Raw genomic sequence first — 22,763 nt, 5'->3', positions numbered from 1 at the left:
GTTTCCCTGACGGCGCCTGCGGGCGCCGTTTCATTGCCGTTTTGCTGCTGCACCCCTATCTTCGCCATGGCACTTAAAGTATTCGACCTGGAATGTGATCAAGGCCACCTTTTCGAAGGCTGGTTCAGCTCGCACGACGACTATGACACGCAACAAGCGCGTGGACTACTCACGTGTCCGCTGTGCGCATCCGCGACCATCACCAAGCGTTTGTCGGCACCCCACCTGAACGTCAAGCATTTGCGGGCGCCGGCGCCAACGAGCACGCCGGCCTCATCGGCCGTTGCCCCGACGGGCGCCACCTCTACCGCCACCGCAGCCCATGCCAATCCCGCCGCCATGGCGCGACTGCAGGCCGCCGTGCTGCAAGAAATACGCAACGTCATCCGCAACACGGAAAATGTCGGCCCGCGCTTTGCCGAAGAGGCTCGCCGCATTCATGAGGGCGACGCGGACGAACGCCCCATCCGCGGCACCGCGACTCCCGAAGAACGCGCCGCCCTGAACGAGGACGGCATCGAGGTCATGGCTGTGCCGGATTTTCTGGATGATGATCGGCTGCAGTAGCACCGAACGTCAGGCGCGGCACAGCCTCGAGCAATCGACGCGTCATTTCGTGTTCCGGCGCATGCAGTACCGCATCGGCCGTTCCCGTCTCGACAATGCGTCCAGCGTGCATGATCGCAATGCGGTCGGCCAGATACTCGACCACGCCAAAATTGTGCGTGATGAACAAGTAGGCAATCCCCAATTCGGCCTGAAGCTCGCGCAACAAATCCAGTATCTGCGCCTGAACCGACACATCCAATGCGGACGTCGGCTCGTCGCAGATCAGGACCTTGGGCTCCACCGCCAACGCGCGCGCGATGGCAATGCGCTGGCGTTGCCCCCCCGAAAACTCATGGGGATAGCGGCCTTCCGTATCGACGGGCAAGCCTACCCGCTGCAATAGATGCCTCGTGCGATTTCGCCGCTTGGACATGGACATGTCAGGTCGCATCGCGGCAACCCCTTCGTCCAGAATGTCGCCCACGCGCATACGCGGGTTCAGCGAGGCAAAAGGATCCTGAAAAACGATCTGAATATCCTGTCTCAACCGGCGCAAGTCACGGCGACCGGCGTTGAGCAAATCGTGCCCGTTCAATAAGGCGCGCCCCTCGACTTTTGCACCATCGACCAGGCGCAACAAGGCCTTGCCCGTGGTGGTCTTGCCGCAACCCGACTCACCCAACAGCGCCAATGTCTCGCCCGCGCGCAACGAAAAAGTGACGCCATTGACGGCCTGCACCCACGAGTCGATACGCCGCAAAATCCCCTTGCGGATCGGGTAATGCACCAGCAGGTCTTGAACGTCCAGCACCACCTCGCCGGGCAGCGAATCAGGCAGAACACTTGTCGCGGCGGTCACGGAAACCCGAGGCGTCGCAGATACCTCGGATACGCCAGGCCCTGCCAATGGCCGGCCCCGTTTTTCATATGTGGGAATGGCATCGAACAACTGACGCGCATAGGGATGGCGCGGGTGTTCAAAAAACACATCCGCCGGCGCGCTCTCGACGATTTCACCGTCACGCATCAGCGCGACATGCTTGGCAACGTTGCGCACTACGGCTAAATCATGGGTAATCAGCAAAATTGCCATACCCATTTCGCGTTGAATATCCGCTAGCAATTCCAGCACTTGCGCCTGCACCGTCACGTCCAGCGCGGTCGTGGGCTCATCGGCGATCAATAGCGCGGGCTCCGCAGCCAACGCAATGGCGATCATCACGCGTTGTTTTTGGCCACCTGAAAACTGAAACGGATAGTCATCGACACGCCGTTCCGGTTCCGGAATACCTACGCGACGCAGCCAGTCGATGGCACGCGCCCGCGCAGCGGCACCACGTAAAGCAGTATGTGCCTTTAGGGTTTCCAGAATCTGGTCGCCCACGCGCATCACCGGATTCAGACTGGTAGACGGTTCTTGGAAGATAATGCCGATGCGACCCCCGCGCACGCCCCGCATCGCGCTTTCCGACAACTGATTCAGATCCTGGTCGTTTAAGCTGATTTGCCCACCCACGATACGCCCCGCATCCGGCAGCAGGCGCAGCAGCGCCAGCGCCGTCATGCTTTTGCCGCAACCAGACTCGCCAACCAAAGCAAAGGTCTCGCCTCGCTCGACGGCCAATTGCAGGCGTTTGACGGCGTGCGTCAGCCCCGTATCACCGACAATGGCGACGTCCAGATCTGCGACGGTCAACAAGGCATTCGCCGCGCGGCTCACGGTGCGGCTCCTGTTTCGGCCTGGGCCGGTGACACGTCTTTCTTTTTCAGCCATCGTTTTGGCCGATAACGGCGCGCACGCGGGTCAAAGGCCTCACGCACGGCGTCGGCGAACAGATTCGCCGCCAGCACCAAGGCCAACATAAAAACGAAGGCGGTCAACAGATTCCACCAGATCATCGGATCTCGCGACATTTCGAGCCGGGCGCTGTCGATCATGGAACCGAACGAATTCATGCTCGGGTCTACACCGATGCCCAGATACGACAACACGGCCTCGTAAAGCACCAAACCGGAGAACTCCAGCACGACCGTGATCAACACGATGTGCATCACGTTAGGCAACAAATGACGCCGCATAATGCGCCAGTGCGATACGCCAAAGGCGCGTGCCGCCTGCACGTACTCGAGCTCGCGCAGCTTCAGCGTCTCTGCGCGCAGCAGGCGGCACAACCCCGACCAGCCGGTCAGCCCCAGGATCATGCACAACAAGAACAATCTCAGATCCGCCCGCGCCGCCGAGGTGTCAAACAGATCGGGATGCGTGTCGATATACACCTGCATCATCAACGCGCAGGCCGCCACCAATAGCACCCCGGGAATCGAGGTCAGCGTCGTGTACACATACTGGATGGCATCGTCGACCCGCCCTTTAAAGTAACCGGCCGCCAGTCCACAACCGATCGCTGGCGGCAACATCGCCAGCGTCGTCAGGCTGCCGATCACCAACGCCGTACGGACGCTTTTGAGGGCCTGCCACAAGACATCATTACCCGTGCGATCCGTGCCAAAGACGTGATAGCCACTCGCCAAGGCCACAACGATGGCCAGGACCAGGCACAACAACGCGTAAGTCAGCCACATCGCACGCCACGGCAGTTCGGTATGACCGCGAACCACATCGACGAGGCCCTGCCGCCAGCCGCCTCGCGACCGTCCCAGGGCTGCCGCCAGGACCACCGTGCCCAACAGTGCCGCGATCACGCCGCCGGTCACGCCCCATGCCAAGCGCTGCATGACATCGCCCCGCCAGTCGCTATCGGGATCAGACAGATGGGCGCCGCCACTGCGCAGAAGCGGAAAATTGCGTATCGGATGACCGTCGATCAGCTCCGTCTCTTTGGTGAATTGACGCACCGCCAACGGTGAAGAATAGGTTTTCTCGGGCCGCGTCAGCACTGTGTCATTCAACAGGCCGTCCAGTGCAGATTGCACCGCCGGTGCATAAATCGGCGGCGCATTCGCGGCTGCCCCCGGAGCGGGGGGTAACTGCGGTCGATAGTGGATAGAGTCCAGCAGACCAATGACGACAAATGCCATCAACACCACGGCGGAACTCATGGCCGGCGCATCGCGGCCTACCGTGGCCCAGGTGGCGCGCAGGTTTGGGCTGCGGCGCACGTGCCAGACGTAGACCAACACGCCGGCCACCATGAGAAACAGCGCAATATCCGTCCACAGGAATACAAATTTTGGCATAGCGGCTACTCGAAGCGCACGCGGGGATCAGCCAGCGTATAGGAAATGTCGGCCAGGATCAGTCCGACGATATACAGGGCGGCGCCCAGGAACACCATCGCACGCACAATCGAAAAATCCTGCGAATTAATGGCGTCGATCGTATAGCTGCCCAACCCCGGAATCCCAAAGAAGGACTCGGCAATCAGGCTTCCCATAAACAGCAAGGGAATCGCCGATACCGTTCCCGTCAGAATCGGTAGCATGGCATTACGCAGCACATGGCGGAACAACACGGTACGTTCGGCCAGTCCCTTGGCGCGCGCGGTGCGCACGTAGTCTTTACCAACCTCCTCCAGAAACAAGGCGCGATAGAAACGGGCCTCGGGGCCCAACCTCGCGATCACCGCCACCAGTACCGGCAAAGCCAGGAACTTGATGGCGTCCAGTCCGCCGGCGAAACCCGAATACGGCACGAGCCGCAGCACTTTTGCAAACAACCACTGGCCGGCAATGATGTAAAACAGACTGGATATCGACAACAAGATCACGCACAACACCACGCCCCAGAAATCCAGCCGGGTGGCACGGAAATACACCAATAACAACGAGAAGACCACACTGGCAAACAGGCCCAGAAAAAACGTCGGGATGGCCAGCGCCAGACTGGGGCCCATACGCATGCGGATCTCGCGACTGATATCGTGCCCGGCGTCGGACGAGCCGAACTCCATCGTCAACAGCGGCACCGAGCGTTGGTAAAACACGGTCTCGGTCAGTTGATCGACACCCTCGGTCTGCGTGTTTAGAAACAAGGGCTTGTCATAACCATGCTCGACCTTCCAGCGCTCGATGGCCTCCTGGCTGACCCGCTGACCGCCGATCGCCAGACGCGCCATGTCGTCGGGTGTGTTCACGGCAAAGAACAGGATGAACGTAAACAGGTTGACCCCGATCAGGATCAACACCCCATACAACAGGCGGCGAATCACATAGCCGGTCATGGCTGGGGCTCCTTCGATGTCGAGGTAGGGGAAACGTCAGCGCGTGATCCAAACGCGGTTTGCCGTTCACGTCGCTTGAGGGCGACATACGATGGCCAGATGGCCAGTCCCAGCAAGAGCGCCAGCAGCGCCAGGGGCCACCAGCGCGGCGTATTCCACTCGTCTATTTTGCTGACCCGCAGTGCCGGGTCGACCTTGATGTATTGCAGCGTGTTGCGCACCATCTGTGTCGGCTTGGCATTGCCCACCCATTGCTGATAGGCACCGCCCGACATGGGGAAATAGCCGAACATCCAGGGTGCATCACGCTGCACGATGGCCTGCATCTGGTCGATCAGCGCGACTTTTTCAGGGCCGTCGTCCAGAAACTTCATACGCTCGAACAGCCGATCGAATTCGGGATTCACATAGTTGGCGGCGTTTTCGCCACCATGCTTGGCCTTGCCATTCGGACCGTACAACAGGAACAGGAAATTTTCCGCATCCGGGTAATCCGCCACCCATCCCCAAAAAAACAACTGCGCCGTACCGCGCTGCATCTTGTCCTGAAAACGGCCATAGTCGGTCGATCGCACGTCCATTTGAATACCGATCTGAGCCAGTTGGCGCCGCATCCAGTCAAATTGCGGATTTGACCCGCCGCCGCTCATGGCGTCGTAATACAGCACGAGCGGCGCCCCCGTTTGCGCATCGCGCCCGTGAGGATAGCCCGCCTCGGCCAGCAATTGCTTGGCCACCTCGAGCGGCTTGCGTTTCGCCCGGCCATCGAGCACGTCGTACACCACGGGGTTGATCCCCTCGGGAGGCTCGCGATAGCCCAATACCCCTGGAGGCACAGGGCCATTGGCCACCATGGCTTGGTCGTTTTCGAAGACGGCGACGTACTCTTCCCAGTTAAACGCAATGCTGATGGCTTGGCGCAGCTTGCGATTTTTTTCCTGTTGCTCAGGGGTATCGCCCTGCCCGACCACTGGATCGAGCCAGTTGAATCCCATATACCAGGTCGATGTCTCGATTGCCGTGGGTAGCTGAATGCCATGATCACGATAGGTCTTGGCCTTGTCCGGCGAGTCTCCCGCCGCGACCAGCATGGATACCCCGTACTCGCCGCGCTCGACCTGCGGGATATCGTAGTAGCCCTGCATGAATTTACCGGTCAGGGGGACGGCTTCTTTTTCGACGTTGAATACCACGCGATCCAGGAAAGGCGTGGGCTTGCCACAATCGGCCAATAAGCCCGCCTTACGGTCGGCGGGCTCGCCCTCGCAGGGGTACGGCTCGCCCCGAAAATGAGGGTTGCGCGCCAGGACATGACGGCGATTTTGTAGCGACTCGACCAACATGAATGGGCCCGTACCGACAGGCCACGTATTGAGCGACAAATCGTGCGCCGCCATGCCCGGCTGGCTGTAAAAACGATCCGCCTCCCAGGGGATGGGCGCGGTAAAAGTCATGGCCAGCCAATACTTGAACTGTGGGTACTTGCCCTTGATGCGGATGCGCAGCGTGTGATCGTCGAGCGCCTGCACGCCGTCAAAGCCATCATCCTCGCGCAGATCCAGCCAGGGCAGATCGCGCTGGTCAAATGGCAGGTCTTTACGCAGGGCGGCATCGCGCTGCTGCAGGCGCTTGCCGTAGTCCTGCATACCGATGACATAGTTGGCCATCAGGGAATAGATCGGCGATGCCACACGCGGGCTGGCCAGCCGCCGAAACGCATAGACGTAGTCGCTAGCCGTCAACTCACGCGTCCCCGTCTTGGGAAAATCCGTCAGATAAAACTTGTCGTCGAGCTCGCCGGGCCGCAGAGGAAAATAGCTATCCCGGCCATCGGCCTCACGCGCAAAGGCGGGATGCGGCTGAAACTGGATGCCCGACCGAATCGGTATGTCGTAGACGCTTTCGGCAATTTGGTCGCCCGGGGCATCCGCCGGCAGGGTATTACCCTGGCTATCCAGATAGCGCGGTTGCGAGATGGCGGCCGCCGCGCGCGGGATCAATTCGTACGGGCGCTTCAGATAGTGATATCCGTAAAGCGGCTCGTAGATGTTGTAGGTGAACGGGGTTTCGTCAGTCGAATACGAGCGGGCGGGGTCCAGATACTTGGGCGATCGCTTGACGAAGGCCGTATACAGGGCATTCTCGGACAACGCACCGGTTTCATAGGGGCTATTGATAGGGTCGCGTGTGCAGCCAGCCAGTGTCAACACCGACACCAGTACGACCATCGACATCCGCTGCAGCCATGCACCCATAAACCGTTCCCGTGTAATGTCCCGTGTCGGGCCTGGTGCACAGCATAGCAAAGCCCGCTAGCGGCGGCGCCCGAAATCGGTCTACTTCGACCCGCAGCGCTGATTGCGCCAGCATTCGTAGCGCCATTTCCAGGGTTCGACCGCCCCGTCTTGTACCCACAATCCCACTCGGGCACGACGCGCCTGGTCCTGAATGCCCCGCATCGCCTTGTCGGTCAGGTAATCGCCCCGACTGGCGGTATAAGCCCACGCATATCCGGCCGCGACCTGCGCCCGATTCACCGACGTGCCATCGGGCAAGATCAATGCGCATAGCTCGCGCGAGAACTGATCGGGCTCGTAGCACTGTGCGGTCACGGTTTTCCCTCCGACCATTTTTTCGAGATGCCGCTGAGCGGCCTCGGCAAACGGTTGCCCCGGCTCCTGGGCACCGTGATTCGTCTCGGGCGCATCAATGCTGTCCAGTCGAACGCGTTGCGATTTACCGTTGACCCGCAAGGTCACGGTGTCACCATCGGCGACTTTAGTGACCGTACCAGTCAAGACCGTGCGTCCCGGCGGCACGGGGCTGTCGTTCGGGGAAGCCACAGAACGGGATGCTGTCGGCACCGGGCTATTGGCATTGGCCCGCCCCGTCCCGCCCGTCGATGTCTGCGTTGATCCCGCTCGGTCTGCCGTCGCTGGCACGTCCGGGGATGTCGAATCGGACGTCCCCTGGAACCAATGCACCACCAGGGCCACCAGCGCAATGCCAAGGACGCTACCTAATTTGCGGCCGAGTCGGCCCAAGGAAAACTGCCTGCGCAAAATATAGGGTTCCGAAAAAAACGATGACACGCAGTGTGCCATACCCGGCTTCAAAGGTCTCATCGGGCTTGCGCTCTGGCAGGATAATGGCATCCACCCCGCGACAACACGCCTAAGCGCCGCGCAAGAAGCGAAAAGCCCCTGCCCTATAGCCAGCCCGCCCGACGGAACCGCCAATACAGCACTGAACACACCGTCGCGATCGCTCCCAGGGTCACCGGGTAGCCCCATTGTGTCTTTAACTCTGGCATGAATTCGAAGTTCATGCCGTAAATCCCCGCGACCGCCGTGGGCACTGCCAGAATAGCGGCCCATGCTGCGAGCCGGCGGGTAATGTCATTTTGCTGAGACTGCGCAATCATGAGGCTGGCCTCAAACGCAAAGGCCAATGACTCGCGTAACCCGTTGACGAACTCATCGACACGCAATACCCGGTCCGCCACCACGGAAAAATTGGGCCGCGCGTCCGCGTCAATCACCGACATTTCCATCGTGGACAGCCGGCGCGAGATCTCCGCCAGCGGGGCGATGACGGCGTGGATGCGCAACAAGTCGCGGCGCTGCCGGTAGAGCTTGCGAATATCGGAGTCTTTGGCGCCCCGGATCAGCAATTTTTGCTCGGCCCCCTCGACTACCGTTTCGAGTTGGGCGGCGGCGCTCAGGTAACGATCGACCAGCAGATCCAGCAGCTCCGACGCGATGTAGTCGCTGCCGCGCCGCAACAGATCTGGCGCCGACTCCAGGCGCTCGCGCAATTCGCGATGTGTCGCCGAGGCGCCGCGCCGCACGGTCAACAAAAACCCTCGGCCAATGACCACCTGCGTTTCGCCGAAAATCGGCCGGCCCTGATTGATCTCGACCGTAATCGCCACCACGAGCACGCACTGGCCAAAATCAATGATTTTGGGGCGACGGTGTGTCTCCAGCATTTCGTTGCGCGCGCCAGGACGCACACCCAGATCGTCCGCTACGCGCCGCAACAAATCGGCATCGGGATTGCACAATCCGATCCAGAGAAGGTTTTCTTCTTGGACGGGACATAATTTGATCTCATCGATGGGCACGTCATGAGAACGCTGTCCCTGGACATACGCTACCGATGCCACCACCTCGTTTTGCGGCAACGCGGGGATGGAGTGTTTATGCGACATGCAAGCCTCCGCAATAGCACGCTCGGACGCCCGACAGCGCGCAAGGCGCGCGTCGGGTAACCAGGCCATGATAGCTCAGCTAAACAACTTGCGAACCCGTTGGGCGACGTCAATGCGCGGCGCCGACTCCGTTGGGAGCACGCCGCGGCCAAAGGGCAGATCGGCCAAAGTCGGCGGCTTGGGCAGCGCCTCGAACAACGGTAACAGCGCATCGGGTATGAATCGGGTGCGCGACCCATACACGTGCCGGTCCCCCAACCCGGTTTGCTGATGCACGTAAAAGCGCTGCGGCACGATCAACTGCAACTGCTCTTTGGCACGCGTCATCGCCACATATAACAGGCGCCGTTCTTCTTCGATCTCGTCGGCGGTGCCCGTGCTCATATCAGAGGGGATACAACCGTCAACGACATTCAGTACAAACACCGATTTCCACTCTTGCCCCTTGGCCGAGTGGATGGTGGACAAGATCATGTAGTCCTCGTCACGCAACGGCGGGCCGGACTCGGCACTGGTGGCGTCGGGCGGGTCCAGCGTCAATTCGGTGAGAAAGCGCTCGCGGCTGCCGTACCCGGCGCCGATGCGCGATAACTGATCAAGGTCGATTTTACGTACACGCGCATCGTCATAAAGGCGCTCGAGTTGCGGCACATACCAGCGCAGCGCGACATCCAGATCAGCGGGCCATCTCGCGTCGGCGCTGCGCAGCGCCGCATAGGTCTCGACAAAGGCGTTCCAGTCGGTTTTGGCGGCGGCACCGGGTTTAAAAGCATGCAGTACAGCCATGGGGTCGGCCGCATCGGCCAGGTCCTGCATCAAGCGACCTGCGATCGCGGGCCCGATGCCCGGTAGCAACTGCGCTACCCGAAAGCCCGCCAAACGGCTACGCGGATTTTCCGCCCAACGCAGCATCGACAATACGTCCTTGATATGCGCGGCCTCAAGAAAACGCAGGCCGCCGAACTTCACGAACGGGATATTGCGCCGCGTGAGCTCGAGCTCGAGCGCGGCACTGTGATTCGAGGCGCGAAACAGGACAGCCTGGGATTTCAGGGTCGCGCCGGCTTCGCGGTGCGCCAGCACCTGATCGGCCACCCAACGCGCCTGGCCGGCCTCGTCGCTCACGGTGACCAGCGCGGGGCGGCTCGAGGATTCGCGGTCGGTCCAGAGATTTTTGGTGTAGCGCTCGCTGGCCAGATCGATCACGGCGTTCGAGGCATCCAGAATCGGCTGCGTCGAACGATAGTTGCGCTCCAGCGTCACGACGTGAGCAGGGTGCGCAAACTGCGTGGGAAAGTCCAGAATATTACGTACGGTCGCGGCGCGGAAAGAATAAATCGATTGCGCATCATCGCCCACCACGGTCAAGCCACGACCGTCGGGTTTCATGGCGAGCAGGATTGCGCATTGCAAACGATTGGTGTCCTGATATTCGTCGACCAATACATGGTCGAAACGCGCGCCCACATCGTGCGCCAGCACGCTGTCTTGCATCATCTCGGACCAGTACAACAGCAAATCGTCGTAGTCGAGGACCTGTTGGTCCTGCTTGGCCTGGACGTAGGCCGCAAATAGGCGCTTGAGCGCGTCCTCCCATTGTGCGCACCAGGGGAACGCGTGTTTCAACACGTCGGCCACCGGGGCTTGACTATTGATGACGCGAGAATAGATCGCCAGGCAGGTGCCCTTGAGAGGAAAGCGTTCGGCCGTCGCGGACAAACCGAGCTCGTGCCGCACCATCCCCATCAGGTCTTCGGCATCGCTGCGATCATGAATAGTGAAGTTTTCAGATAGGCCTATGCGACCCGCGCAGTCGCGTAGCAAGCGCGCGCCAATACTATGAAACGTACCCGCCCATGGCAGCGAAGGTGCTTGCTGCGTGGCGTGCAGTTTCATCACGCGCTGCAGGACCTGGCCCACGCGGCGATCCATTTCCTGGGCCGCACGGCGTGAAAATGTCAGCAGCAACATGCGCTGCGGGTCGGCGCCGTTGAGCACAAGATGAGCGACGCGATGCGCCAGCGTGCTGGTCTTGCCCGATCCGGCGCCCGCGATGACCAGCAAGGCGGGGGCCTCGGGATTGCCCACCCCGAACGTGGCAGCCTCGCGCTGGGCCGGATTCAGGTCGGACAGATAATCGGTGTCGGGGGTCATGATGGCAACATTAACGGGTGGAACGAACGCGTGAAAGCCCTCGCGCGGCGATCCCCAAAGGTTCAAAAATCACTGTATATTTATACAGATAATAACGGAACTTCCCTGCTATCGCCTATCGCCGCGCACCGACCTGCGCGCTCCACCTCTATGTCTATCCTGACCGGCACTGCCTCCTGGACCGACCCGACGCTGCTCGCTTGCAAGCGCTTTTATCCGCCACACGCGCGTACGGCCGAGGCGCGTCTGCGCTACTACGCGACGCAATTCAAACTGGTCGAGGTCGATGCCACGTACTACCGGATGCCGAACGGCCAGACGGCCCATTTATGGGCCACCCGCACACCCGACGATTTCGTGTTTCATGTCAAAGCCTTCCGCCTGTTTACTGGGCATCCTGCGCCACGGCAAGCGTTGCCCATGGATATCCGGCGCGAGCTCGCCGATGATTCGGATGGCATGTCGACCGACCCCATGGTGTTCTATCACCAGTTGCCTGCGGAGCTGCGGGGCGAACTCTGGCGGCGTTTTCTGATCGCCCTGGAGCCCTTGCGCATGACGGGCAAACTGGCTGCGGTGCACTTTCAGTTTGCCCCGTGGGTACACAGGAACGCGCACGGCGTGGCGTGGCTCCACGAATGCCGTCGCTACATGCAAGAACACCTGATGGCAGTGGAGTTTCGCCATCGTAGCTGGTTTGAGACGTCCGCGGCCAGTGCCTGGACACTGGCGCTGGAGCGCGAGGCAGGCATGGTGCATACGGTCGTCGACGCCCCTCAGGGCTTTGACAATACCGTGCCCGCTGTCTGGGAAAGCACACATCCCGAGTTGGCGGTGCTGCGCCTGCATGGGCGTAATATCACCACCTGGAACAACGCCTCGAACGCCTCATCGAGCCGCTTTCAGTACGAATACTCGCCCGCCGAGCTTGCCGAACTCGCCCAACGGCTCAAACGCCTGGCGCAACAGGTCCGTCAGGCGCACGCCGTGCTGAATACCAACTATCAAGATCAGGGTATGCGCAATGCGACGGGCTTAGCCGCCGCACTAGGCGCGCATTAGGGGACATACGCATGAATGCGCCACATCGCGACACAACCTGCATCCTTCCTCGTCAAACATGCTAGATTTGTGCACCCTTCTCCAGAGCCCAGCATGAGCCGCACCTATACTCGCGAAGACACCCGCCGCATTGCGGCTATCCTGGCCGACGCCGCCCAAGCCGAAGTCATGCCGCGCTTTCGCCGGTTGTCCGCTGATGCGATCTCGACCAAAAGCTCACCGCGAGACCTGGTCACCGAAGCTGACGAGGCCGCCGAGCGCTTTATTACAGCGCGTCTAGCCAAGCTACAACCCAGTGCCGTCATGGTCGGCGAGGAAGCCGCGTCACGGAATCCCGCCCTGCTGAATATGCTGGTCGACGCCGACCTGGCGTTTCTGATCGATCCCATCGACGGCACTCGCAATTTCGTGGCGGGCCTGCCGCTGTTTGGCATGATGGTCGCGGTCTGTCATCGTGGCGACGTGCTGGCGGGCGTGATCTACGACCCCGTGACCCACGAGTGGACGATGGCCGTGCGCGGCGAAGGCGCCTGGTCCGAGACGGCTAATGGCACGCAAACGCCGCTCAAAGTCGCGCCCCCCGTCCCGCCGCAGGACATGGATGGCATGATCTCGACCGGATTTTTACCCGAGCCGCTGCGCAGCACCGTCAATGGCAATCTGGGCTCGCTGGGCTCAACCGCCTCGCTGCGCTGTGCGGCGCACGAGTACCGCCTGGCCGCCAACGGCCATTGCCACATCATGCTGTACAACAAGCTCGACCCGTGGGATCACGCCGCCGGTTGGCTGGTACACCGCGAAGCCGGGGGCTTCTCTGCGCACTTTGATGCCAGCCCCTACAAACCCACGCATCGCAGCGGAGGGCTACTCTACGCGCCCGATGTCGGCAGTTGGCACGCCGCGCGCCGTGCCCTGTTAGGCGAAGACTTTCCCGCCACCTGATGTGTGGAGCCGCAGGCTGGCGATTTATCCCCAGTTTCTGTGGACAACCCTATGGACAGCTTGGGATCATCACGAAAAAAACAAAGGTGATCAAGCACTTAGGACTTTCGACAAAGACTGACCAGTGCGGGTCATTTCGAGATGGCATCCGGGGCCACCTCTCCGGCAGCCAACGCCGCCTGCGCACCGAATGGGCCATACAAGGCGTCCAGGACATCGGCACAGGGTTGCGACACTTTCAGACTGAATAAACTGTCCGCTCGCGTGCGCCCGAGGTTCAAGGCGGCAATCGGCAGACCGGTCTGCGCCGCCGACCGCACATACCGGTAACCCGAATGCACCATCAACGATGACCCCACGACCAGCACGGCATCGGCGTGCTCCAGCGCCGTGCGTGCTTGCACGCCGCGATCAGGCGGAATACTCTCGCCAAAAAATACGACATCGGGTTTGACAATGCCGCCGCACCGGGGGCAATCGGGAATGACGAAACGCGAAAAGTCGACACCCTCGAGATCGGCATCACCATCGGGCGCATCAGCGGCGTCCAAATTCATCCAGTCCGGATTGCGGCTGTCCAGTTGGGCTTGCCAGACCGCCCGCGGCTCGCGCCAATCACAGCGCATGCAGCGCACCTCGTCCAGGCGACCGTGCAGATCCAACACACGGGTGCTGCCGGCCGCCTGGTGCAAGCCATCGACGTTCTGTGTCACCAACAGGCGAATCTTGCCGCGTTGCTCCAGCCAGGCCAGGGCACGATGGGCGGCGTTGGGCTGGACGTAGCCAAACCGGCGCCAGCCCACCATGCTGCGCGCCCAATAACGAGCCCGCATGGCCGACGAGCCCATGAACGACTGAAAATCGATGGGTGGGCTGCGCTTCCATTGGCCGTCGTCATCCCGATAATCCGGAATACCCGAACCGGTACTGCAGCCAGCCCCGGTCAAGACAAACAGGTGCGTATGTCGATCGATAAATGCGCCCAGCGCGGCCAGGTCTGACATCGTTACCACAGCCCTTTACGCACCGCCCAGCCCACAGTTGGGCATGTTGTTGACCAAACTGGCCTGGGTGACATTGCTCTCTGCCGGCACGCTGCGCGTCAACCAGACGTTACCGCCGATCACCGAGCCGCGGCCGATAGTGACCCGGCCCAGGATCGTCGCGCCCGAATAAATCACCACATCGTCTTCAATGATCGGGTGACGCGGCAAGCCTTTTTTGAGCTCTCCGTTTTCGCCTGGCGGGAAACGTTTGGCGCCCAGTGTCACCATCTGATAGAGCCGCACGCGGTCACCGATGATGGCGGTCTCACCGATCACCACCCCCGTCCCGTGATCGATAAAAAAGCTCTTGCCTATCGTGGCGCCGGGGTGAATGTCGATACCCGTATCGGCATGCGCAATCTCGGCCACGATACGCGCCAACATCGGTACGCCCAGCTTGTACAGCACGCTGGCCAGACGATGGTGGATCATGGCGCTGACGCCGGGATAGCACAGCAATACCTCGTCGACGCTGTGCGCAGCCGGGTCTCCCTGGTAGGCGGCCGTCACATCCAAATCCAGCGCACGCCGGACTTGCGGCAATGCCGCGCCAAACTGCCGCACGATCTGCGCCGCGCGCGCGCGCATACTCTCATCAGACTCTGGTTCTGTCTGGTTGCGGCCCATGTGATGCAACTCTAGACAGACCTGATGCAACAAGGCGTCCAGCGCCGAGCCGATCGTGTGGCCTACATAGAAGTCCTCGACTTCCGAACGCAGATCGATGGGACCCAGTCGCATCGGAAAGAGGGCGCCGCACAATTGCAGCACGATGGCGCGCAGGCTTTGCTGCGACGGAAACTCGCGATCCCCCCCGGATTCGCGCAAGCGGCCGCGCGGCCCACGCCAGTCGACACGGGCATCGCGCAAACCGGAAACAATATGGTCCAGATTCCAGTGGGCTTGAGATGAATCATTCATAGCAGCAATCCTGCGGTCATGACGGCTGGTATATATTCAAACATATGGCGAATCTCTGTAAAAGGAGGCGTCGCATACCACGGCGGCGCACTATTGATGAACTGTAACCGCTCGCGCGCGTTTTGCTGATCTCGACCCGCCTCGCGGTGGGGTTTTGGCTCCTCTGCCTGTCACTCGTCTACGGGTTAATGCGGACTCGATCAGACGACGAACTCCCTATATATTGTTTTCAAACGAACGTTTGAATACATTCAAACCATGGCCGACTCCGGTGTCCCTTCCACTCGCAACCTCATTCTGGATACGGCAGAACGACTGTTTGTGCAGCAAGGATTCGATGGGACCTCGATGCGGCAGATCACTAGCGAGGCCGATGTCAATCTGGCCGCTGTGAACTATCACTTCGGATCCAAAGAATCCCTGGTACAAGCCGTCCTCAAGCGTAGGCTGGCCGTGCTGAACCAGGAGCGACTGCGCCAACTGGATGAACTGGAAACCTGTGCGCAGGGAAGCCCCCTCAAGCCCTCTCAAATTGTGGATGCCTTTTTTGGCACCCTGCTGCGATTGGCGGCCAGCCCCGATCACGCCGGCAAAAATTTTCTGCCGTTGCTCGAACGCACCATGATCGACCCCACGGGCTTTATCCGCACGCTCGTCGCGGCGGAATACGCCAGCGTGATGGAGCGCTATCAGGCCGCCCTGTTTAAAGCATTGCCCGATGTTCCGCGCGCGGAAATCATCTGGCGCTTTCAATTCATGTTGGGTGCAACGTCGTATGCCATCATAGGCACGGAAGTCCTGCGAACCGTCATCGGCTGGGCCGCCGAGGACAGTGATTCGGCACACGATCCAGATCGATTGCTGCAGCGTTTGATGAGTTTTTTGCTTGGGGGCCTGCGCGCGCCGCTGCCTCCGTAGCGCGCCCGCACGTCCCGCGGCGACGACGCCGCCCTCAGCACGACTATCCGCGCACAACAACGGGCGCGCCATGCCAGACGACTTAGGACAACCACGCGAAGGAGCTGTTATGCCACACGCCCCCATTTACGTCGTGGACGGCGCGCGTACTCCCTTTCTCAAGGCACGCAATGCGCCGGGGCCCTTTTCAGCGGCGGACCTGGCGGTACAAGCCGGCCAGGCGCTCTTGCTGCGCCAGCCCTTTGCGCCCACGGACCTGGACGAGGTTGTCGTAGGTTGCGCCGCACCCTCGGCCGACGAAGTCAATATCGGCCGAGTCATCGCGCTGCGCCTGGGTTGCGGCCATCGCGTTCCCGGCTGGACCGTCATGCGCAACTGCGCATCGGGCATGCAGGCGCTGGATAGCGCGATGGCCAACATTCAAACGGGCCGAGCCTCGTTAGTGCTGGCGGGGGGTGTCGATGCCCTATCGCGTGCGCCGCTGCTCGTATCCGACGAGATGACACGCTGGCTGGCAAGCTGGTCCAGCGCCCGTGGCATGGGCGACAAACTGGCAAATTTGCGGCGTTTTCCTTTTCGGCGACTGGCGCCGGTCATTGGGCTGCTTAAAGGCCTGACCGACCCTGTCGTGGGTCTATCAATGGGACAAACGGCGGAAAACCTGGCCACCCGCTTTGGGATCAGCCGTCGCGAAATGGATGCCTACGCGGCACGCAGCCATACCCGCGCGCTCGCCGCCCGGGGGTCTCAGACTAACCCCGCGCCCGACCTCGACGTCCCTCTCGATACATCGCGTGAATCATCCGCGACCACCACGCCCACTGCTGCTACGACTGCCACTGCCAGCGAAATCGTGCCGCTGATCGATTCCCGGGGCACGCTCTATCCCATTGACGACGGCGTGCGCGACGACTCGACACCCGAGCGTCTGGCCAAACTGCGCCCGGTGTTCGACAAACCCTGGGGCAACATCACCGCCGGCAACAGTTCGCAGGTGACGGACGGCGCGGCGCTACTGCTCTTGGCCTCGGAAGACGCCGTGAAACGCTGGAATCTTCAACCCCTGGGGCGTATCGTCGATTCACAATGGGCCGCACTGGACCCCGCGCAGATGGGCCTCGGCCCCGTCCACGCAGCCACGCCCATCCTGCAGCGACATGGGTTGGGGCTCAATGATCTGGATTTGTGGGAAATCAATGAGGCCTTCGCGGCGCAGGTCCTGGCCTGTCTCGCCGCCTGGAACGATGACGCGTATTGCCGCGAGCACTTCGGCACCGAGGCACTGGGCGTCCTGGATCAGGAACGGCTCAACGTTGAAGGCGGCGCGATCGCGCTGGGCCACCCGGTCGGCGCCTCTGGCGCGCGTATCGTCCTGCACCTGCTGCAATCGCTGCGCGCGCGCGGCTTGCGGCGCGGTATGGCAAGTATTTGCATTGGCGGCGGGCAAGGCGGCGCCATGTTGCTTGAAACGGAGGCCCGATAATGACTTCCACCATGGCTCTTTTGCAGCCCTCATGGCGTCATTGGCACCTGGAACGCGATGACGATGGCCTGGCCTGGCTGAGGCTTGATCGCGCCGACCGCGCCGTCAATACATTGTCTGCAGACGTCATGACGGAATTGGCTCAGGCGCTGGACCGTCTGCAAGCCGCGCCCCCCAAAGGTCTGATCATCCACTCAGGCAAGGCCGCCGGTTTTATCGCCGGCGCCGATGTGGACGAATTCGCCGAACTCAATACGCCCCAGGATGCCCACTCGCTGGTCGAACGCGGCTGGCACTTGTTTAATCGACTGGCTGCGGTGCCATACCCGACCTTGGCGCTGATTCAGGGCCACTGCCTCGGTGGCGGGCTGGAGCTGGCCATGGCGTGCCGCTATCGGCTCGCCGTCGACGTGCCCGGGACCTCCCTGGCGCTGCCTGAGGTCATGTTGGGCATCTTCCCCGGTTGGGGAGGCATGAAGCGGCTGCCCGCCCTGATCGGTCCGCCCGCCGCATTAGACATGATGTTGACGGGGCGCCCTGCCGACGCGCGCAAGGCGGCAACACTGGGATTGGTCGATGCCCGGGTACCCCTGCGACTCGCCAACCGCGCGGCCCGGCAACATGTGCTGTCGGGCCAACCTGCGCATCGCGCACGCGGCATCATCGGCTGGCTAAATAGCCGACCGTTCAAATCGCTGGTGGCCAAACGCGCCTATAAACAGATCCGCGACAAAGACCCGCAAGGACACTATCCCGCCCCATCGGCAATTGTCACGCTGTGGTCGGAGCATAACGGCAACGCCTTGCAGGCGCCGCAGATCATTGATCGCATCCTGACCTCGGATACGGCGCGAAACTTGTTGCGTGTTTTCCGCTTGCAGGAGCGCCTGAAAGGCTGCGGCAAGGCCGTCGACGGCGTGCCACCCGTGCGTCATGTACATGTTGTCGGTGCAGGTACCATGGGCGGAGATATTGCGGCCTGGTGCGCCCTAAAGGGCATGACCGTGACGCTACAAGATCAGGATGCCGCCCGTATCGCCCCTGCCATCGGCCGCGCCGCTACGCTGTTCGCGCGCAAGCTCAAAGACCCGTATGCGGCCAAGCAGGCTGCAGACCGATTAATTCCCGATCCGGCAGGCGACGGCGTCACACGCGCGGACATCGTCATCGAGGCGATTACCGAACAAGCCGCCGCCAAACACGCGCTATACCGATCCCTGGAGCCGAAGCTAAAGCCCGACGCCATCCTGGCCACCAACACGTCGAGCTTGTCACTCGCCACCTTGCGCACGGGGCTGACCGCGCCCCATCGGCTTGTGGGCATTCATTTCTTTAACCCCGTCGCGCAAATGCCCCTGGTAGAAGTCGTACAGACGGACACCGATGAACACGGCAACCAGGCGCGTGCCTGCGCCTTTGTCGGGCAATTGGGCAAGCTGCCGCTGCCGGTACGCGATGCCCCGGGATTCCTGGTCAATGCCGTCTTGGCACCCTATATGCTGGCCGCGATGCAAAAGGTAGATGAGGGCCTCGCGCCCGAAACCATCGACCGCACAATGACGGACTTTGGCATGCCCATGGGGCCGCTGGAGCTAGCCGATACTGTCGGCCTGGACATCGCCATGGCTGCCGGTCAGCAATTGACCCAACAAGCCGAACCGCCACGTTGCCTGGCCGAACGCATTGCCCGCGGCGACCTGGGCCGCAAAACGGGCCGCGGTTTTTATCTCTGGAAAGACGGCAAAGCTCAAAAAAATGCCTCGGGCACTCCGCCGCCCGACCTGGCTCAACAACTGATCGGACACCTCATTACCCGCACACAACAGCAAGTCGACCAGCGCGTCATCGCCGATGCCGATCTGGCCGATGCCGGTGTGATTTTTGGCACAGGCTTTGCGCCCTTCACCGGCGGGCCCCTTCATTATCGAGATAGCAAGCTGCGCAACACGACGACATAAAAAGACCAACGTACAGGTCCCATTTGCAGTCCCACCGCTACACCTGAGGAGAGGAAGTTCACCATGAATAAAGGAGAGGGAGTCAATCATGCGTAACACACCGTGGGCTTTGAAAACTTTGTCTGTCGCCATTGCCGCTGGCTGCGTGAGCACCGTGCACGCCGCCGGCTTTCAGTTGATGGAACAAAATGCCAGTGGGCTGGGCAACGCCTATGCCGGTTCGGCTGCCATCGCTGAGAACGCCAGCACCATTTTCTACAATCCCGCTGGCATGACCTATTTGCCAGGCTTCAATATCTCTGCCGGTGTGAACGCCATTTTGCCGTCGTTCGAATTCAGCGACAACGGCGATAGCCGCAATCCAACCGCGCTCGGCGGCGGCGCCCCCACCGGCGGAAATGGTGGTGACGCTGGCAACCTGGGCATCGTTCCCAATGCGTACTTTTCCTGGCAGGTCAGCGAGAAGTGGTTCGTCGGACTCGGTGTCGGTGCACCCTTTGGCTTGATGACCGAGTACGATGATGATTGGGTAGGTCAATATCACTCCAACAAATTCGACATCAAAACCATCAATATCAACCCCTCGATTGCCTACAAGGTCAGCGAACAGTTTTCGATAGGGGCAGGCCTGAACTGGCAACACATTGATGCGCAATACAAAAAGAAAGTCGTCGTGCCCGTGGTCCCCGGCGCGCTCTACCTGCCCGGCGATGCCGACCTGAATCTGAAAGGCGATGCCTGGGGCTGGAACATTGGCCTGATGCTGCAACCCACCGAAGACACGCGTATCGGGCTCGCGTATCGATCCAAGATACGCCATAGCCCCGACGGCGATACCGACATTGATGGCTTTGCGCCAGGACGATCTCTGTCTTATGACGCCAGCACCAACGTCAGCCTGCCGGACTCGCTGATTCTCAGCGCCGTACACCAATTGAATGAACGCTGGGAATTGCTGGGGGATATTTCGTGGACGGGCTGGAGCACGCTGTCCGAGTTGAAGATTGAAAATGACGGCGGGCCGACCGATACGTTGCCGCTGGATTTTCGCGATACGTGGCGAGTCGCCCTGGGCGCGAATTATAAATTTGCCCCGAAATGGAAATGGCGCTTTGGTGTCGCTTGGGATCAATCGCCCGTGCACAACCCGGCCGATCGCCCTACCTCACTGCCTGACACGGATCGCTGGTGGTTCTCAACAGGCGTACAGTATGCGGTAAGCAAAGACACGCAAATCGACGTAGGCTATACCTATCTGTACCTGCGCGATGCCAACATCGACACGGACTCTGGCGACGCACTGTCCAAGGGGCGCGTCGCGGGGCAGTACAACAGCAGCGGGAATATCCTGGGCATCCAGGTGTCGACTCGCTTCTGATTGCCGCGACGCGTGCGCCGTAGCGGGACCGCAACTGCAAGCCGGCAGCGCAGCGCGCTGCCTACCGAGGAGACAACTTTGAGCAGCAAGTTCATTGTCAAACACGCCGCCGTGCTCGGCGCCGGGGTCATGGGCGCACAGATCGCCGCCCACTTGGCCAATGCGGGGATTCCCGTCATCCTGTTCGATTTGACGGCCAAGGAAGGCGAGCGCAACGGGATCGCCAACAAGGCGCTGGCCGGGCTGAAGAAACTGGAGCCCGCTCCCTTGGCGAGCCCGTCCCGCCTGGCCTTGATCACGCCCGCCAACTACGACGACCATCTCGCACACCTGCCGGATTGCGACCTGGTCATCGAAGCGATTGCAGAGCGCATGGACTGGAAGACCGCGCTATACGAACGCATCGCACCGCATGTTTCGCCCGATGCGATCCTGGCGTCCAATACCTCCGGCCTGGCGATCGGTGAGCTGGCCGATAATCTGCCCGAAAATCTGCGCGCCCGATTCTGCGGCGTGCACTTTTTCAACCCGCCACGCTACATGCGTCTGGTTGAACTGATCGCCACGCGCCACACCCGCGCGGACGTGGTCGACCATCTGGAAAGCTGGTTGACCACGAGTCTGGGCAAGGGAGTCATCCGCGCCTTGGACACACCGAACTTTGTGGCCAACCGCATCGGTGTTTTCTCCATTTTGGCCGCTCTGCACCATACCGAACGCCTGGGCCTGGGTTTTGACGAAGTCGATGCATTGACCGGCCCCAAAATAGGCCGCCCCAAAAGCGCCACCTACCGCACCGCCGACGTCGTCGGCCTGGATACGCTCGCCCATGTCGTCGCCACCATGCGCGACAAACTCCCGTCGGACCCCTGGCACCGGTACTTTCAACTGCCCGCCTGGCTAAACGCGCTGATCGAACGTGGCGCGCTAGGCCAAAAAAGCGGCGTTGGCGTCTATCGCAAGGTCAACAAAGAGATTCAGGTACTGGACCCGGCCGCGGGCGATTATCGCCCCTCGGCGGGCACTATCGCCGACGAGGTCGACGCCATCCTGAAACAGCGCGACCCCGCACAACGCTTTGCCGCGCTGCGCGCCAGTAGGCACCCTCAGGCGCAGTTCCTGTGGAGCCTGTTCCGGGATATCTTTCATTACAGCGCCTGCCAACTCGGGCACATCGCTGACAACGCGCGCGATCTGGATCTGGCCATGCGCTGGGGCTTTGGCTGGTCACAAGGTCCCTTCGAAACGTGGCAGGCCGCGGGCTGGCGTCCCATCGCCGAGGCCGTCGCGGCAGACATCGCCGCCGGACAGGCCATGAGCGATGCCCCTCTGCCGGACTGGGTACAAGAAAGCGATCGCCAAGGTGTGCACGACGCAAAAGGCTCGTACTCGGCGCGAGACGGCAAGCAACAACCGCGCTCGACGCTGCCGGTCTATGCACGCCAGCTCTTTCCCGAAACGCTGGTGGGCGAAATGCCGACACCGCGCGGCGCCACCTTGTGGGAAAACCAGGGCGTGCGTTTGTGGCATCTGCCCGAATTCGACCCTGGCGTCGGCATCCTGTCATTCACCTCCAAAATGCACAGCATCGGTGATGAAGTCCTGGATGGGGTGCTGCATGCCGTCGCCCACTGCGAACAAAACCTGGATGCCCTGGTCCTGTGGCATGACGCGCCTTTTGCCGTCGGCGCCAACCTGTCCCAAGTCGTGCAAGCGTGCACCGCGGGCCAGTTCGACGTACTGGAGGCCACGGTAGAAAAATTCCAGCGAGCGTCGCTCTCCCTGCGCGACGCTCGCGTCCCGACCGTTGCTGCCGTGCAGGGCATGGCACTCGGCGGCGGTTGTGAATTCCTGATGCATTGCAGCCATCGCGCCCTGGTGCTGGAAAGCTACATCGGACTGGTTGAGGCCGGTGTGGGACTTATCCCCGCAGGCGGCGGAAGTGCGGCCCTCGCCGC

The 22,763-nt window shown here is 61.3% G+C and carries 16 protein-coding genes and 1 pseudogene; 8 read left to right on the top strand and 9 right to left on the bottom strand.

Translation table 11 applies throughout. The features are described 5' to 3' along the window. Window positions 1-66: 66 nt before the first annotated feature. A complete protein-coding gene (locus ACNAZS_RS22045) occupies window positions 67-567 on the top strand; it encodes a DUF1178 family protein (protein ID WP_415792661.1) in 501 nt (166 codons plus the stop codon). On the opposite strand, the gene ACNAZS_RS22040 is transcribed toward ACNAZS_RS22045, so the two are convergent. From ACNAZS_RS22040 to ACNAZS_RS22010, 7 genes are all read right to left on the bottom strand, one after another. Continuing rightward, a complete protein-coding gene (locus tag ACNAZS_RS22040; protein WP_415792660.1) occupies window positions 524-2,269 on the bottom strand; it encodes an ABC transporter ATP-binding protein in 1,746 nt (581 codons plus the stop codon). The genes ACNAZS_RS22045 and ACNAZS_RS22040 overlap by 44 nt on opposite strands. Beyond that, window positions 2,266-3,747: an ABC transporter permease gene (locus tag ACNAZS_RS22035; protein ID WP_415792659.1), complete on the bottom strand. Its 1,482-nt coding sequence runs from the start codon at window positions 3,745-3,747 to the stop codon at window positions 2,266-2,268. The genes ACNAZS_RS22040 and ACNAZS_RS22035 overlap by 4 nt, the downstream gene beginning before the upstream one ends. A 5-nt stretch (window positions 3,748-3,752) precedes the next feature. Next, a complete protein-coding gene (locus ACNAZS_RS22030; protein ID WP_415792658.1) occupies window positions 3,753-4,730 on the bottom strand; it encodes an ABC transporter permease in 978 nt (325 codons plus the stop codon). Further along, the gene (locus ACNAZS_RS22025; RefSeq protein ID WP_415792657.1) at window positions 4,727-6,985 is read right to left on the bottom strand and encodes an ABC transporter substrate-binding protein; all 2,259 of its coding nucleotides are present in this window, start codon (window positions 6,983-6,985) and stop codon (window positions 4,727-4,729) included. The genes ACNAZS_RS22030 and ACNAZS_RS22025 overlap by 4 nt, the downstream gene beginning before the upstream one ends. Before the next feature lie 81 nt (window positions 6,986-7,066). Then, window positions 7,067-7,822: a thermonuclease family protein gene (locus tag ACNAZS_RS22020; protein WP_415792656.1), complete on the bottom strand. Its 756-nt coding sequence runs from the start codon at window positions 7,820-7,822 to the stop codon at window positions 7,067-7,069. 116 nt (window positions 7,823-7,938) lie between these two features. Further along, window positions 7,939-8,943 (bottom strand): magnesium and cobalt transport protein CorA, encoded by a 1,005-nt coding sequence (locus ACNAZS_RS22015; RefSeq protein ID WP_415792655.1) that lies wholly within the window; start codon window positions 8,941-8,943, stop codon window positions 7,939-7,941. A 75-nt stretch (window positions 8,944-9,018) separates the two neighbouring features. Further along, window positions 9,019-11,097 carry an ATP-dependent helicase gene (locus ACNAZS_RS22010; RefSeq protein ID WP_415792654.1) on the bottom strand — a complete coding sequence of 693 codons (2,079 nt, stop codon included), beginning with the start codon at window positions 11,095-11,097 and terminating at the stop codon, window positions 9,019-9,021. Window positions 11,098-11,247: 150 nt separating this feature from the next. Here ACNAZS_RS22010 and ACNAZS_RS22005 point away from each other — a divergent pair, with 150 nt between their 5' ends. Both ACNAZS_RS22005 and ACNAZS_RS22000 read left to right on the top strand, forming a co-directional pair. Beyond that, on the top strand, window positions 11,248-12,159 hold the full coding sequence (locus tag ACNAZS_RS22005) for a DUF72 domain-containing protein (RefSeq protein WP_415792653.1): 912 nt from the start codon (window positions 11,248-11,250) through the stop codon (window positions 12,157-12,159). 93 nt (window positions 12,160-12,252) lie between these two features. Further along, complete coding sequence (locus tag ACNAZS_RS22000) at window positions 12,253-13,101, top strand: inositol monophosphatase family protein (protein WP_415792652.1); 849 nt, start codon at window positions 12,253-12,255, stop codon at window positions 13,099-13,101. 131 nt (window positions 13,102-13,232) lie between these two features. Here the strand turns inward: ACNAZS_RS22000 and ACNAZS_RS21995 are convergent, their stop codons facing one another. Then, a complete protein-coding gene (locus ACNAZS_RS21995; protein WP_415792651.1) occupies window positions 13,233-14,105 on the bottom strand; it encodes an NAD-dependent protein deacetylase in 873 nt (290 codons plus the stop codon). A 15-nt stretch (window positions 14,106-14,120) separates the two neighbouring features. After that, window positions 14,121-15,068, bottom strand: a complete 948-nt coding sequence (gene epsC / locus ACNAZS_RS21990) for a serine O-acetyltransferase EpsC (RefSeq protein ID WP_415792650.1) — start codon at window positions 15,066-15,068, stop codon at window positions 14,121-14,123. 258 nt (window positions 15,069-15,326) lie between these two features. Between epsC and ACNAZS_RS21985 the strand changes: the two genes are divergently transcribed. The 5 genes and pseudogenes from ACNAZS_RS21985 to ACNAZS_RS21965 all read left to right on the top strand — a co-directional run. Next, entirely contained in the window at window positions 15,327-15,986 is a 660-nt protein-coding gene (locus ACNAZS_RS21985) for a TetR/AcrR family transcriptional regulator (RefSeq protein WP_415792649.1), read from the top strand. Between the two features lie 109 nt (window positions 15,987-16,095). Next, window positions 16,096-17,469, top strand: coding sequence for an acetyl-CoA C-acetyltransferase (locus tag ACNAZS_RS21980; protein ID WP_415792648.1), 1,374 nt, complete (start codon window positions 16,096-16,098; stop codon window positions 17,467-17,469). After that, window positions 17,469-19,427 (top strand): 3-hydroxyacyl-CoA dehydrogenase NAD-binding domain-containing protein, encoded by a 1,959-nt coding sequence (locus ACNAZS_RS21975; RefSeq protein WP_415792647.1) that lies wholly within the window; start codon window positions 17,469-17,471, stop codon window positions 19,425-19,427. The genes ACNAZS_RS21980 and ACNAZS_RS21975 overlap by 1 nt, the downstream gene beginning before the upstream one ends. A gap of 88 nt (window positions 19,428-19,515) precedes the next feature. Further along, window positions 19,516-20,805 (top strand): OmpP1/FadL family transporter, encoded by a 1,290-nt coding sequence (locus ACNAZS_RS21970; RefSeq protein ID WP_415792646.1) that lies wholly within the window; start codon window positions 19,516-19,518, stop codon window positions 20,803-20,805. A gap of 78 nt (window positions 20,806-20,883) precedes the next feature. Then, a pseudogene (locus ACNAZS_RS21965) lies at window positions 20,884-22,763 on the top strand (3-hydroxyacyl-CoA dehydrogenase/enoyl-CoA hydratase family protein); the annotation flags it as partial.

Origin of the sequence: Bordetella tumulicola, from assembly GCF_965138755.1 — a bacterium.
GTDB classification, from domain to species: domain Bacteria; phylum Pseudomonadota; class Gammaproteobacteria; order Burkholderiales; family Burkholderiaceae_B; genus Bordetella_A; species Bordetella_A tumulicola.
This window is presented reverse-complemented; position numbering and strand designations above follow the sequence as displayed.